Genomic DNA, 14,142 nt, shown 5'->3' with positions numbered 1-14,142 from the left:
CCGAGTTGAGCACGGCACTGGTGACAGTCACCGACAGGGTTGCGGTTTGGCCATCCAGAGTACCCGTGATGGTGGCGGTACCGGGAGCAACGGCAGTGACCAGTCCGGTGTGAAGGCCAACGGTAGCGACCGCCGGGTTGCTGCTGACCCAGGTGACGGACGCCGTGACATCGATGCTACTGCCATCGCTGTAACTGCCGTTGGCGGCAAGCTGACCGGTCAGGCCGGCAGCCAGGGTCAGCGGTGGTGTGGCGATGGTCAGGCCACCCGAGTTGAGCACGGCACTGGTGACAGTCACCGACAGGGTTGCGGTTTGGCCATCCAGAGTACCCGTGATGGTGGCGGTACCGGGAGCAACGGCAGTGACCAGTCCGGTGTGAAGGCCAACGGTAGCAACGGCCGGGTTGCTGCTGGTCCAACTCACTGCGGAGGTAATATTCACGCTGCTGCCATCGCTGTAACTACCGGTGGCGGCAAGTTGACCGGTCAGGCCGGCAGCCAGCGTCAACGGTGGTGTGGTGATGGTCAATCCACCCACATTGAGAACGGCATTGCTGACCGTGACTGACAGGGTCGCCGTCTGGCCATCCAGGGTACCGGTGATGGTCGCTATGCCGGGGTTAACGGCGGTGATCAGACCGGCCTGACTGACAGTGGCTACCGCAGGGTTATCGCTGCTCCACTGAACATTGGCGGTGACATTGATGGTCGTACCATCGCTATAGGTACCATTGGCCGCAAGCTGACTGCTTTGGCCGGCAGCCAGGCTCAGTGGAGGCGTGCTGATGGCAAGCCCACCGGCATTGAGGGTCGCGTTGGTGACTGTGACGGACAGGGTCGCGGTCTGACCATCCAGAGTGCCAGTAATGGTGGCGGTACCTGGTGCTACGGCGGTGACCAGACCGGTCAGGCTGACTGTCGCGATGGCTGGATCACTGCTGCTCCACTGGACGCTGGCGGTGACATCCGTACTGGTGCCATCGCTGTAGGTTCCGCTCGCGGTCAGCTGGCTGCTCAGACCGGCGGCCAGTGTCAGTGGGGGCACAGTGATGGTGAGGCCACCGGCATTGAGGGTTGCATTGGTGACGGTGACAGGGATGGTTGCACTCTGCCCATCCAGAGTACCTATGATGGTGGCGCTGCCGGGAGCCACAGCGGTGACCTGGCCCGCAAGGCTGACGGTCGCGATGGCCGGGTTGCTGCTGCTCCAGTGAACATCGGCAGTGACATCCTTGGTGGTGCCATCGCTATAGGTTCCAATGGCAGCCAGCTGGCTGCTCTGGCCTGCTGCCAGTGTCAGCGGTGGCACCGTGATAGTCAGCCCCCCTGCAGTAATGGCCGCACCTGTGACTTCCAGCGTGACCGGATTGCTGCTGACATTCTGGAATTGGGCTGAAATGATGCTATTCCCTTCAGTCACGGCGGTGACTTCACCGTTCAGGTCTATGGTGGCGACGTTGATGTTCGAGCTATCCCAATAAACCTGGCTGCTGACATCTTGCGATGAGCTGTCGCTGAAGGTTGCGATGGCCTGGAATTGTTGTGTGGTCCCCTTGGGCAGCGAACTGGTTGCTGGGGTGATCTGGATGGAGGTGGCCACGGCATTGGTGACGGTGACAGTCGCGCTGCGGCTGACGGATCCCAGCGTGGCGGTGACGGTCGCCTGACCAATTCCTTGGCCCGTGACCAATCCCGCACTGTTGATATCCACCAGGGTGGTGTCACTGCTGCTCCACTGCACCTGATCCGACACATCCTGAACGGAGCCATTTTGGAAAGTGGCGAGAGCCTGCAGCTGGGTCTTGGTTCCCAGGGCAATGGTGCTTGCCGCGGGAATGACTTGCAAGGCACTGACGCTGGTGTTGTTGACCGTCACGCTGGTACTGGCAGTCACGCCGAGCAGATTGGCGGAGAGTGTGGTCGAGCCTGCGGCCACGCCGGTGATGAGCCCTGTGCTGTCTACGGTGGCGACTGCGCTATTGCTGCTCAACCAAGCCACCTGGGAGGAGACATCCTGCACCGTCTTGTCGGCAAAGGTGGCAATGGCGGTCAGCTTGGTCTTGGTGCCGATGGCCAGTTGCACTGTCGCCGGGGTGATCTGTATCTGGCTGATGGCCAGATTGACCGCAGAGACACTCGTCTGACCGGTGATGCCCTGCAGAGTCGCACTGACGGTGGCATTGCCGAGATTGACGGCGGTCATTTTACCCTGTGCATTGACGCTCAGTACCGCCGGATTGCTACTCAACCAGCTTGCCTGAGTGGATACATCCCTGGTGCTGTCATCGGAGAAGGTGGCGATGGCCTGCAACTGCAGTGACAAGCCTTTGGCTAATTTCGTGGTGGGCGGGATGACGGTGATCTTGGTGGCAATGGCATCGGTGACGGTCAGCTCGGATTTATTGCTGGTGATCCCTTGATAGCTTGCCGTGATCGCCGTTTGGCTGGTCTTGAGCGTCTTGACCAGTCCCTTGTTATCCACGGTAGCAACATTGCTATTCGAGCTGCTCCAGGTGGCCAGGTCCGTGATGTCGGCCGTACTGCTGTCGCTGTAGGTCGCGATGGCCGAGTACTGGGTGCTGATGCCGAGGGGGGTGCTGGGGTTGGCTTCGGCTCGCGCCTTGGTGCCTGCCGTATCGGCCGATATATCGATCCTGGTCAGCGTCTTGGCCGCAGGATCTGTGGGGGTGGTCGGTTTGCTCCCGCCTCCTCCGCCGCCTCCGCAGCCGAATAAGAAGAGAGTCAGAAACAGTGAGAGAAATATATTCATTGTTCTATTCATGGGTATTCCCCTTAGATATCCGTGCTCATTGAGGATGACTTTCATATGTATTTTGCTGAGGGGCAGGCTGCACAAGAACAACATCTCTCTGCGAAGCCAGATATGGGTTCATCCATAGGGTATTGAATAATTACCGCTTAAATTGCCTTTGATTCTTGTCTGAAAAACCACAGAGCATATGTGTCCTTTTAAAGCGCTGGTCGGTAGGAAAACATCAGGTGATATTTCTATCACTTGCGTTTGTTAATATGTCTAGGCGAGGTTATGAGGTATTTCAATTGCTACTGATATAATTAAAAGTATGTTTTTTTGACATTTCAGCCACAAGACGGCCTCCATGAGGTCGGCGAAGGGATGAGAGATGGCATCGCCGGACCGGCAGTTGGTGCCTGGGTGGCGGTGGGGGAGGCGAATGAGAAGGCTGGCGATGTCAGGGCGACGGTGCCGAGAAGCAAGCCGGGGATCCTTGGCTTGCCCTGTGGTGGTGTGCTGAAAAAAGTATCTCAATGCGTCAGATTTTTGCTGGGCAGGGTTCGTTATGTCAGCTCAGCTTTCCCTTCTGCAACCACTTGTCCAATGCGTTGGCGAAGCGCTGCTTGTCGGCGGCGTTGAAGGGGGCCGGCCCGCCGGTCTGGACCCCGGCCGAACGCAGCTCTTCCATGAAATTACGCATGCCGAGCCGCGCCTGTATGGTCTCGCGGGTGTAGATCTCGCCGCGGGGATTGAGCGCCTCGCCACCGGCGTCGATCACCCAGGAGGCGAGCGGAATGTCCCCCGTTATCACCAGATCCCCCGGTGTGACCTGCTGGGCGATGACATGATCCGCCACATCGAATCCTTTCTCTACCTGCTGGGTCTTGATGAAGGGGGAGGGAGGTACCCTGAGCCCCTGATTGGCCACCAGGGTAGTGACTACCTGGGCACGGTGGGCGGCGCGGTAGAGGATCTCCTTGACCGGGAGCGGGCAGGCATCGGCATCAACCCAGATGGGCATGGCATGGCTTCCTGTGTCTGAAACGAGGGCCGTATCTTAGCACGGCTGACGCAGGGGCGCGGCCATGAGGCTGAGTCGGGCCCGGCTTTCGTGTAAGCTGGCTCGATGAACCGAAGCGAGAAGGATGAATGGATGGATCGGGTGCCCAGTGACGTGATTTATGGCCTGACCCTGGATGGCAAGGGGGGCATGCAGCCGCTGGCGGCGGGGAGCGAGATCCCGGGGCCGCAACCCAGCTGGTTGCACCTGGACTACGGCAATCCGGAGGCGGCTCGCTGGCTGCTGCAGACACCGCTGATCAACGAGGCGGTACGCGAGTCCCTGCTCGGCAAGAGCAACAGGCCCAAGCTGGTGCGGATGGGGGAAACCGTGCTGCTGATCCTGCGCGGCATCAATCATAACAAGGATCACAAACCCGAAGAGATGGTGGCGCTGCGCATCTATATCACGCCGGACCTCATCATCAGCAGCCGCCGCCGTCCGCTGTTGTCAGAGACGGACGTCTTCGAGCAGCTGAAATTGGGTGGGGGTGCCGACTCTCCCGCCGACTGGCTGGTGGAGATCTGTGACGCCCTGACCGACAGGGCGGGGGAATTTGTCGAGGTGCTGCACGACCAGATCCTGGAGCTGGAGGAGATGGTGTTGCTGCGGGATCTGCCCGCCAATGGCCGGCTGGCGCTGATCCGCAAGCAACTCATCATGATCCGCCGCTACCTCTCTCCCCAGCGGGATCTGGTCGCTCGCCTCGCCAACGAGAAGATCAGCTGGCTGGATGAGGATGACAGGCGCCGCCTGCTGGACATCGCCGATCGCTTGCGGCGCTGGCTGGACGATCTGGATGCCGGGGTCGCCCGCACCGCCGTGCTGGCCGACGAGATCAACAACCTGATGGCGGAGGCGACCAATAGACGCGCCTACCAGATGTCGGTGATGGCGCTGCTGTTCCTGCCTGCCAGCTTCCTGACCGGGCTCTTTGGCATCAACCTGGGGGGCATACCGGGGGCCGAGAGCCCGACCGCCTTCTGGGTCTTCTGCGGCTCCCTGCTGACATTGGCGACCGGGCTGGCCATCTGGCTAAAATATCGGCGCTGGTGGTAAGGAACACGCATGACAACATGGGAATCTTTTGGCTGGACCCTGCTGCTGTTGCTGGGCCACACCCTGATCCGCAGTCTCATTCACAAGAGTCTGTTGGCACTGGCCCAGTCCAGGCAGGTGAGCGAGAACCGGGTGCTCTACGTGGAGCACGTGTTCCACTTCCTGCTCGGCTGCGCCACCCTGCTTATCCTGGCCGGGGTCTGGGGGCTCGACTTCTCCCGGCTGGTGGTGCTCGCCTCCTCCTTCTTCGCCGTGCTCGGCGTCGCCATGGTGGCGCAGTGGTCGATCCTCTCCAACATCACCGCCAGCATCACCATCTTCTTCGCCTTCCCCTACAAGATTGGCGACAGGATCCGGATCCTCGACAAGGATGATTCGGTCACCGGTGTCATCACCGAGATAGGCCTGTTCTATGTTCGGGTGCGAGATGACAACGGCGATCTGGTCACTTATCCGGCCAACCTGATCCTGCAAAAACCGGTCAGACGGCTGGAAGGCAAGGGAGTGGAGCCGACGCAACCTGAATAAAAAAGGCTCCTAACGGAGCCTTTTTTATAACTTGATAGCATCTCAGCGCTCGTAGAAGCGGTAGAGATGCTCGACCTGAATAGGGCAGTCGGCCACCCGGTGGATATGCTCGCGTGCATCCTCTTCCGAGGCGAATCTCACCGGACAACCCAGGGTGTCCGTCATCTCGTACAGGCGACCATCCTGGCCACGAAACTCCACGAGCCAGCCCGGGAAGGCGATGTCGTGCAGGATCTCGGCCTCCTTGAAGCGGCCTTGCTGATTCAGAGTGCGCAATTCGCTGACCGTCATGACATCCTCCTATGACCCATGGCGCACCCTCAAGTCTAGTCGTCGCCAGCCAGGACGGCACGCCCCCGAGGAGCTGAGTGCCGAGCCTCTCGTCGCTCAGGCGGCGGCAGAGAGTATCAGGGCGCCGGCGGCTCCCGTGGTGGCTGCAGGGCGATCAGCAACTCGCCTGCCTGCGGCTGGATAGGGCCGGTGACGACATGGGGCTTCGCCCTGGCATCCAGCACGAACAAGGGGATAGCTCCCGGATTTGCCTCCTGGTACTGGGCCCAGTCAAAGGCGTCGCTCAGCCGGGTCGCCTTGATCTGGCCGCCCCGGCTCAGCAGGCCGCTCAGACGGGCGAAGTTCATCTCGGGCCCGAACAGGTTCTGGCGGGCGCGGAAGGTGGCGCTCTCCCGGTTCGCCTTGCCGTGCTGTTCGCTAGAGCGCAGGGAGTGGACCCTCTCCTCCCCATAGAGGTGGGCGAAGTGCAGCACGCCGAGGGCGTTGTTGTGCCGGTTGGGGGAGAGGGCCAGCACAGTGCTGATGCTGGTGAGAGGCAGATGGCGTTCGGCGTGTTCCGACTGCGGGTTGCCGAAGTAACAGGGCAGGTTGCTCATGCGCGCCAGCTTGCAGTGTTCCCAGGCCGGGTCGGACAGATAGACGGGGACGCCCTGATCCGACAGCGCCTTGCCGATGGCGCGTGCCACCGAGTTGGCGCCGATCAGTAGCCAGGTATTGGGACTGGGCTGGCGCATGCCGAGCAGGCGGGCCAGCGGGACCGAGGTCAGGCTCTGCAGCACCACGGTGGAGATGATGACGGCAAACACCAGGGGCACCAGCTTGTCGGCATCCGGGATGCCCGCCTTGTGCAGGCTGATGGCAAAGGAGGCACTCACCGCCGCGGCGACTATGCCACGCGGCGCTATCCAGCTGAGCAGGGCGCGGGCCCGCCAGGGGAGACCCGAGCCCAGGGTCGAGACCAGGATGCAGAGCGGACGTGCCACGAATTGCACCACCCCCAGCAGCACCAGCACCATGGGGCCGAGCTGCCAGAGCTGGGCCAGATCGAGGCGCGCTGCCAGCAGGATGAACAGGGAGGATATGAGAATGACGGCGAGATCCTCCTTGAACTCCAGCACCTCCTCCAGATCCAGCCCCTCCTGATTGGCGAGCCAGATGCCGAACACCGTCACCGCCAACAGGCCGGACTCGTGGCTGAGCCAGTCCGACAGGGTGAAGCTGACCAGCACCAGGGCCAGCACTCCGAACTTGTGCAGGCTGACCGGCAGCCAATCCTTGCGGATCAGCAGGGTGGTGAGCCAGCCCGCCGCGACGCCGATCAGGGTGCCGACCCCCACCGTCTTGGCCAGCGCCAGCAGAGTATGGTCGATCAGGTCCCCCTGGCTGCCGAGGCGCACCGCCTCGAACACCAGCACCGCAAACAGGGCGCCGATGGGATCGATGACTATCCCCTCCCAGCGCAGGATCTTGTCCACCTCCCGCACCGGTCGGATCACGTTGAGCATGGGGGCGACCACGGTCGGCCCTGTCACCACCAGCACGGCACCGAGCACCATGGCGACGCGCCAGTCCAGCCCCAGCAGCCAATAGCTGGCGGCGCCGATGATCGCGAAGCTGGTCAGCATGCCCACGGAGCAGAGGTTGCGCACCACCTTGCCGATCCCCTTGAGCTCGGCCAGGTGCAGGGTCAGTGCCCCTTCGAACAAGATGATGGCGACCGACAGGGATACCAGCGGGAACAGCAGCTCACCCAGCAGCTGATCCGGATCGAGCAGACCCGTCATCGGGCCGAGCAAGAGGCCGCTTAGCAGCAGAAACAGGATGGCGGGCACCCGCAGGAACCAGGCCAGCCATTGTGCCAACAGGGAGATCAGGGCGATCCCCGCCAGGGAGAGTGCGATCATGCCAACCTCGGGCAGGTGAGGGGGTTGGGAGTAGTGTAGCGGGGAAGGGGGGCAAATTGACACCCGCTCGCGGTGGCGGGGCGGCGCCCCCTGATATGCCGGAGGGGCCTTGCCGGGTGAGCTCGCCTAGATGGGGCTCTCTTTGTGAAGCTCGGCGACGCAGTCGGCCACCGCCAGCACCAGGGCCGAGCGCACCACCTGATCGAGCCGGTTGAGCTGCATCTGGTAGAAGGGCCAGTCCTCCTCGTTGGCGGGAGGATCTTGCGGCATCATGCCGCCCTGGTTGAGGCCGTGCAGGCGAGCCAGCAGATCGCGGATCGGCTTGTCGCTGAAGCGGTAATCCTTGGGGTCGCGCACCAGAAAATCGCGGATCTTCAGGTAGGCTTCCAGATCCTGATAACGCTCGAGGGAGATGAGGCCGAGGGCGAAGATGAGCTTGAGGCGCACCTCCAGCTGGCCGAGGGGGCCGCTCTGGTTGAGCAGGGGTTCGATGGCGTATTTGACGGCATACTCCTCCTGGCGAAAGGCTCGCCGCATCAGGGAGTCGACCGCCTCTTCCAGGATGGTCACGACCTCGAGGAAGAAGCCACGGGGGCCATCCTGCTCGTTGAGTCGTTCCAGTACTTCATCTTCCTGGTGTGTGGTCATAGGTGTTTTGGGTCCGGCTGACAGGGAGAGAGCCAGGCTCTCTCCCGGTTTTTAACTAAGGGGCACACCGGCCTTGCGGGTCGATGTGCCACCTGCAGGTCATTACAGAGTCTGGTAGCGGGCGACGATGGCGGCAACGATATCGCTGTCTGCCGCGAGGCCGGTCACCCGGGCCAGCGCGGCGGCCGGGCCCAGTTCGGCCAGCAGGGCCTGCAGCTCCACCGCCTGGGGATCGTCGGCATTGTGGTAGTGCAGCGCCGCCGCTATGCCTTCCTGCAGATGGTCGCTGGGCAGGCCGTACTCCAGGGTGCCGAGCAGGGGCTTCACCAGCCTGTCTCCCGCCGCCAGCTTGCGCAGCGGCTGACGGCCTACCCGGTCGATCTCGTCCACCAGATAGGGGTTGGCGAAACGGGCGAGGATCTTCTCGATGTAGGCGGCATGCAGCCGCGGATCGAAGCCGTAGCGCTTCACCAGCACGGCCCCGCTCTCCTCCATGGCACGGCGCACCTTGCTGCGGATCAGCGGATCCTCGATCGCCTCCCGCACCGTCTGGTAGCCCCGCAACTTGCCGAGGTAGGCGGTGACGATGTGGCCGGTGTTGAGGGTGAACAGCTTGCGCTCGACGAAGGCCATCAGGTTGTCGGTGGGCTCCATGCCCGCCACCCGGGGCAACTCCCCCTTGAACTGGGTCTGGTCGACTATCCACTCGCTGAAGCTCTCCACCGTCACCTCCAGCGGATCGTCGTTGGCCGCGGCGGGCGGCACTATGCGATCCACCGCCGAGTCGACGAAGCCGACGCAAGATTCGAGGGTGGCATGATACGCGACCGGCAGGTACTTGAGTACCTCCTGCTTGAGATGGCTGGTGCCGCGCACCATGTTCTCGCAGGCGATGACGTTGAGCGGGGTCAGGTTGCCGGCATCGAAGCGGGCCTGCAGTCCCTTGGCCAGGGTGTTGGCTATCTTATCCAGGATGTTGGGGCCCACCGCCGTGGTCACCAGATCGGCGGTGATGATGCGGGCGATCACCTCGTGACCGGCGGAGCTGACGGCGGCCACGTTGCGCACCACGTCCAGCTTCTGATCCGCCCCCACCACATGCACCTTGTACTCCTGACGGTGGTTGAGCTGATCGATCAGGGTCTCGTTGACGTCGGCAAAGGTGACCTGGTGGCTGGCGTCCGCCAGCAGTTTACCGATGAAGCCACGGCCTATGTTGCCGGCACCAAAATGCAATGTTTTCATGATATTAACCTCTATAACCAAAGATGATGAAGACTTAAGCGGCCTGTTCGGCGCCCAGCAGATCCAGGAACTCCTGGGGATCCTGGGTGCTGGCCAAGCGGTCGATGAGACCGGGTTCATCCAGTGCATTGGTCAGTTTGGTTATTACCTGAATGTGTTCGTCGTTGCGGGCGGCGATGCCGATCACCAGCCTTGCCACCTCGTCGGCACCTTCACCGAAGGCGACCCCGGCCGGGTATTGGCAGATGACGATACCGGTGCGCTTCACATGCTCCTTGGCGGCTATGGTGCCGTGGGGCACGGCGATGGACTCACCGAGGTAGGTGGAGACCAGCCGCTCGCGCTCCAGCATGGCGTTGACGTAGTCCGGCGCTACATAGCCACGCTCGGCCAGCAGCTTGCCGGCGGCCAGGATGGCGGCCTCCTTGCTGTCGGCCTTGAGGCCAAGGTGCACGTCCTGCAGGCTCAGGGTGAAGACTTCACCGGTCTGCGGCTCGTAGCTGTCGTCGTTGGCCGCCACCAGTAGCTGCGGATTGGCGATGTCGTCGTTGGCGGCTCTGGCCTGGCTCAGGTTCTGCACCAGCTCCTGATAGAGGGCGTTGTCGAGGAAGTTGGAGAGGGAGATATGCTGGGCGAGCGGCGCGTGGCGACGGGCTCGGTCGGTCAGATCCTTGTGGGTGATGACCAGATCCACCTGATCGTCCAGGTTGTTGATGGCACGGTTGGTCACGCTGATGTCGAGACCGGCGGCCTGTACCCGCTTGCGCAGCATGCCGGCACCCATGGCGCTGGAGCCCATGCCCGCATCGCAGGCGACCACGATATTGCGCACCGCAGTCAGCTCTGCACCCGGCTTCTTGGCGGCAATGACTTCGGGCTTGGCACCCTTCATGGCCTTCATCTTGCGAGTGGCTTCACCCAGGGCATCGGCCTCGTCGGCTTCCGGCTGTTGGGCTCGGACGAAGACGGCGGCGACCAGGAAGGAGACCAGGGTCGAGCAGATGATGGAGAGCATGACCCCGATCAGGGAGGCTTTCGGTGTCATCAGCAGCACGGCGAAGATGGAACCCGGCGAGGCAGGGGAGACCAGACCCGCGTTGAACAGGGTCAGGGTGAAGACCCCGGTCATGCCACCGGCGATCACCGCCAGGATGAGGCGCGGGTTCATCAGCACGTAGGGGAAGTAGATCTCGTGGATGCCACCGAAGAAGTGAATGATGGAGGCACCGGCGGCGGACTGCTTGGCGGCGCCACGGCCGAACACCATGTAGGCCAGCAGCACGCCCAGACCCGGACCCGGGTTCGCTTCGATCAGGAAGAAGATGGAGCGGCCCTGTTCGGTGGCCTGCTGGATGCCCAGCGGCGAGAAGATGCCGTGGTTGATGGCGTTGTTGAGGAACAGGATCTTGGCCGGCTCGACGAAGATCGAGGTGAGCGGCAGCAGACTGTTATCCACCAGGAAGCCCACGCCCGCTGCCAGCACGCCGGAGAGCACCTTGACGAAGGGGCCGATCACGAAGAAAGCGAGGATGGCCAGCAGCATGCCGATGATGCCGGCGGAGAAGTTGTTGACCAGCATCTCGAAGCCGCTCTTGACCCGGCCTTCCATCAGCTTGTCGAAGCGCTTGATGGCCCAGCCGCCGAGGGGGCCGACCATCATGGCGCCCATGAACATGGGAATGTCGGTACCGACGATCACACCCATGGTGGTGATGGCACCGACCACGGCACCCCGCTCACCGCCGATCAGTTTGCCGCCGGTGTAGCCAATGAGCAGCGGCAGCAGATAGGTGATCATGGGGCCGACCAGCTTGGCCAGCGTCTCGCTTGGCAGCCAGCCGGTGGGGATGAAGAGGGCGGTGATGAAGCCCCAGGCGATGAATGCGCCTATGTTGGGCATGACCATATTGGACAGGAAGCGTCCAAAATTCTGTATCTTGACCTTGGTATCCGGTGATAACATGTCGGGACCCCGTTTTAAGCCTGTTGATTAAGAGTGGTAGTGGGAATGACGGGTTTTGCCGAACCCCCATCCCAGTCGTCTAAGCAACTTCAATCTACCAGCTCGCGATCGAATTAGGCTGAAAACGGGGCATCTTGTGATCTGCCTCTCAATTACCCCGACATCCCCCCTCCCTTTCCAGTGATCAAGATCACAGTCATGAGCTGTATTCTGGTTACATCTCGATCATTGCCGTCGGATTGGCCTTGTTTGTGTGACGGACGTCACCATTTGTTGTTTGCGCAAACAGAGTGTCAATGTGATTCTCGTCACAATCTTGTTATTTGTACTCAAACGGGGCGGTTCGTAGGTGTTGGAACCCGGTGGGGATGACGATGGATCGATCCTGGTTTGCCTCTGTTGACTAATGAATGATTAGGTTTTGTAACCCACTTTCAGTTTTCAACCCCCACATCACGGCCATGACAATCTCTATGCCTGCCTGCCTGCCTGCCTGCCTGCCTGCCTGCCGTCCGCCACGCCCAGATCCCGCTCGCCAAGCGGGTGCTATTCACCGATAGGGTGCCGTCGGTGTCGTGAGCCGGGCGTAAAAAAGCCCGCCGGGTGGCGGGCTTTTGCATCGAGCGAGTGTCTGCGACTTACTCTGCCTTGGGTTCAGCCTCAGCTGGTGTCTCAGCTGGTGTCTCAACCGGCGCCTCTGTGCTCTCGGCGACCGGAGCTTCCGGCGCCGGGCCCGGCACCAGTGCCACCGCCGGCTTGGCGATGAGGGAGCGGGTCTCTTCCACCGCCTCGCTTAGCTTGACCTCGATGATCTGGCCCAGCTCATAGACCACCTCGGTCTTGTCCAGATAGACGCGGCCGTTGTCCCAGTTGCACTCCAGCCTGTCCTTGTTGTCCAAGATGTGGCGAGCGGGCATGAACACCACGGCGCCATTCTCCTGCAGACGCAGCTTGAGGCCGGCACGCATCACGTCGATGATCTCGGCGTTGAATACCTTGTCGGTGCCCGCATCGGCCATCAGGTAGCGGACATAGAGCCAGTCGCCGATGTCGCGCTCGACCCTGCGGTGCAGGCGGCGGCACTCGGTCAGGTGCTCGGTCAGTTCCTGGTTCGGGCGCTCGCCCGGGGTCTTGCCGGCGATGACGGCCTTGAGCAGGCGATGGTTGACCATGTCGCCGTATTTGCGGATAGGGGAAGTCCAGGTCGCATAGGCATCCAGCCCCAGACCGTAGTGGGCACCCGGCTCGGCGGACATCAGCGCATAGCTCTGGAAGCGGCGGATCTTGCCGTCCAGCCAACGGGTATCCTGGCTGTCGATCCAGCGGCGCAGGGCGCAGAAGCCTGAGAGACTCGCGATCTCTTCCTTCTCGAACGGGGCCTCGGCACTCTTGAGCAGCTCGATGGCGCCGTCGAGGGACTCCTCGTCGAAGCCGGTGTGGACGTTGAAGATGCCGTAGCCGACCTGCTTGCCGAGCACGCGGCCGGCGCAGATGTTGGCGGCGATCATCGACTCCTCGATCATCCGGTTGGCGATGCGGCGCGGCTCCACGTGGATCGCCAGCACGGCGCCGTTCTCACCCAGCTCGAAGTCGTAATCGGGGCGGTCCGGGAACACCAGGGCATGCTCGGTGCGCCACTTGATGCGCGCCTCCGTCATGGCTTTCATCAGTGGCAGCTGGGCCAGGACGCCAGCATCTATGTCCAGCGCCTTGCCGTGCTCGGCCCAGTCGGAGACCTCGTCATAGTTGAGGCGGGCATGGGAGACGATGCGGGCGGCGAAGAATTCGGTCTCTTCCAGCAGCAGGCCATCCTCGGCGATCAGCAGACGTGCGCACAGGGTGTTGCGCTCCTCGCCCTCTTTCAGGGAGCAGAGCTCGTCGGAGAGGGTGCGCGGGATCATCGGCACGTTGCGGCCCGGCATGTAGACGGTGAAGGCGCGCTGGGCGGCTTCCTTGTCCAGCTCGCTGCCTTCGGCCACGTAGGCGGTCGGATCGGCGATGGCGACCAGCAGCTCCCAGCCGTTGTCCAGCTTGCGGATGGACAGGGCATCATCCATGTCCTTGGTCTTGGCGCCGTCGATGGTGAAGAAAGGCACCTGGGTCAGATCGCGACGGGGCAGCTCTTCCTCTTCGATGACGTTCCACTCGGGCAGGTCCGCCGGCTCGATCTGGGCCAGGTTGTGGCGTGCCAGCACCACCCACCAGGGCACGTTGTGGTCGTCCTTGTCGGCAATGAGCTGGGTGATCTCGGCGGAGAAGTTGCCGTCCACCAGGGCGTGACGCTTGAGGGTCGCCACCACCCAGTCCCCTTCCTTGAAAGACTTCTCGTCCAGACCCTTCTTGGCGCGGGCCTTGATGGCGTCCTTGATGAGGGGGTGATCCGGCACCACGTTGAGGCGGTCGCGGAACATCTTCACGCGGCCGACGAAGCGGACCACGGCCTGCTCCAGCAGGGCATCCGGCTCGGCCACTTCCTTCTCTTTCTCGGTACGGATCAGGGCGCTCACCCGGTCACCGTGCATCACCTTCTTCATGTAGGGAGGCGGCACGAAATAGCTGGTCTTCTCATCGACCTCCAGGAAGCCGAAGCCCCGATCGGAGGCGCGGATCACACCCTCTTTCTTGGGGATGTTCTCGCGGATTTGTTGCTTGAGCTGGGCCAGCAGGGGATTGTCTTGGAACATAAGTG

10 protein-coding genes are annotated in these 14,142 nt (G+C 62.2%); 2 read left to right on the top strand and 8 right to left on the bottom strand.

The window, feature by feature from the left end; translation table 11 throughout:
* Together MM194_RS17820 and MM194_RS17815 are read right to left on the bottom strand one after the other, a co-directional pair.
* The coding region (locus MM194_RS17820) for an Ig-like domain-containing protein (RefSeq protein WP_241344305.1) at positions 1-2,770 on the bottom strand (2,770 nt) is incomplete at its 3' end.
* A 553-nt stretch (positions 2,771-3,323) separates the two neighbouring features.
* A complete protein-coding gene (locus tag MM194_RS17815) occupies positions 3,324-3,776 on the bottom strand; it encodes a YaiI/YqxD family protein (protein WP_033131759.1) in 453 nt (150 codons plus the stop codon).
* Positions 3,777-3,881: 105 nt separating this feature from the next.
* On the opposite strand from MM194_RS17815, the gene zntB reads away from it, so the two are divergent.
* Together zntB and MM194_RS17805 are read left to right on the top strand one after the other, a co-directional pair.
* Positions 3,882-4,874: a zinc transporter ZntB gene (gene zntB, locus MM194_RS17810; RefSeq protein WP_033131760.1), complete on the top strand. Its 993-nt coding sequence runs from the start codon at positions 3,882-3,884 to the stop codon at positions 4,872-4,874.
* Positions 4,875-4,883: 9 nt separating this feature from the next.
* Positions 4,884-5,402 carry a mechanosensitive ion channel domain-containing protein gene (locus tag MM194_RS17805; RefSeq protein ID WP_033131761.1) on the top strand — a complete coding sequence of 173 codons (519 nt, stop codon included), beginning with the start codon at positions 4,884-4,886 and terminating at the stop codon, positions 5,400-5,402.
* Positions 5,403-5,444: 42 nt separating this feature from the next.
* Here MM194_RS17805 and MM194_RS17800 read toward each other — a convergent pair whose 3' ends face one another.
* The 6 genes from MM194_RS17800 to MM194_RS17775 all read right to left on the bottom strand — a co-directional run bounded on the left by MM194_RS17800 (position 5,445) and on the right by MM194_RS17775 (position 14,137).
* A complete protein-coding gene (locus tag MM194_RS17800; protein ID WP_033131762.1) occupies positions 5,445-5,693 on the bottom strand; it encodes a hypothetical protein in 249 nt (82 codons plus the stop codon).
* Between the two features lie 116 nt (positions 5,694-5,809).
* On the bottom strand, positions 5,810-7,597 hold the full coding sequence (locus MM194_RS17795; protein WP_241344304.1) for a sodium:proton antiporter: 1,788 nt from the start codon (positions 7,595-7,597) through the stop codon (positions 5,810-5,812).
* 126 nt (positions 7,598-7,723) lie between these two features.
* Positions 7,724-8,245, bottom strand: a complete 522-nt coding sequence (locus tag MM194_RS17790; protein WP_033131764.1) for an MltR family transcriptional regulator — start codon at positions 8,243-8,245, stop codon at positions 7,724-7,726.
* Between the two features lie 102 nt (positions 8,246-8,347).
* Complete coding sequence (locus tag MM194_RS17785) at positions 8,348-9,490, bottom strand: mannitol-1-phosphate 5-dehydrogenase (protein ID WP_241344303.1); 1,143 nt, start codon at positions 9,488-9,490, stop codon at positions 8,348-8,350.
* Between the two features lie 34 nt (positions 9,491-9,524).
* Entirely contained in the window at positions 9,525-11,453 is a 1,929-nt protein-coding gene (locus tag MM194_RS17780) for a PTS mannitol transporter subunit IICBA (protein WP_241344302.1), read from the bottom strand.
* 638 nt (positions 11,454-12,091) lie between these two features.
* Complete coding sequence (locus MM194_RS17775) at positions 12,092-14,137, bottom strand: exoribonuclease II (protein ID WP_241344301.1); 2,046 nt, start codon at positions 14,135-14,137, stop codon at positions 12,092-12,094.
* Positions 14,138-14,142 lie beyond the last annotated feature (5 nt).

Source organism: Aeromonas sp. MR16 (assembly GCF_022549315.1).
Lineage (GTDB): Bacteria > Pseudomonadota > Gammaproteobacteria > Enterobacterales > Aeromonadaceae > Aeromonas > Aeromonas aquatica.
The sequence above is the reverse complement of the archived record's forward strand: the minus strand, read 5'-3'. Positions and strand labels throughout refer to the sequence as shown.

Excerpts from the sequence above, each read along its gene's own strand:
- MM194_RS17790 (WP_033131764.1), bottom strand. The coding sequence starts at position 8,245 with ATGACCACACACCAGGAAGATGAAGTACTGGAACGACTCAACGAGCAG.
- MM194_RS17815 (WP_033131759.1), bottom strand. The coding sequence starts at position 3,776 with ATGCCCATCTGGGTTGATGCCGATGCCTGCCCGCTCCCGGTCAAGGAG.
- MM194_RS17805 (WP_033131761.1), top strand. The coding sequence starts at position 4,884 with ATGACAACATGGGAATCTTTTGGCTGGACCCTGCTGCTGTTGCTGGGC.
- MM194_RS17785 (WP_241344303.1), bottom strand. The coding sequence starts at position 9,490 with ATGAAAACATTGCATTTTGGTGCCGGCAACATAGGCCGTGGCTTCATC.
- MM194_RS17800 (WP_033131762.1), bottom strand. The coding sequence starts at position 5,693 with ATGACGGTCAGCGAATTGCGCACTCTGAATCAGCAAGGCCGCTTCAAG.
- zntB (WP_033131760.1), top strand. The coding sequence starts at position 3,882 with ATGAACCGAAGCGAGAAGGATGAATGGATGGATCGGGTGCCCAGTGAC.
- MM194_RS17795 (WP_241344304.1), bottom strand. The coding sequence starts at position 7,597 with ATGATCGCACTCTCCCTGGCGGGGATCGCCCTGATCTCCCTGTTGGCA.
- MM194_RS17780 (WP_241344302.1), bottom strand. The coding sequence starts at position 11,453 with ATGTTATCACCGGATACCAAGGTCAAGATACAGAATTTTGGACGCTTC.
- MM194_RS17775 (WP_241344301.1), bottom strand. The coding sequence starts at position 14,137 with ATGTTCCAAGACAATCCCCTGCTGGCCCAGCTCAAGCAACAAATCCGC.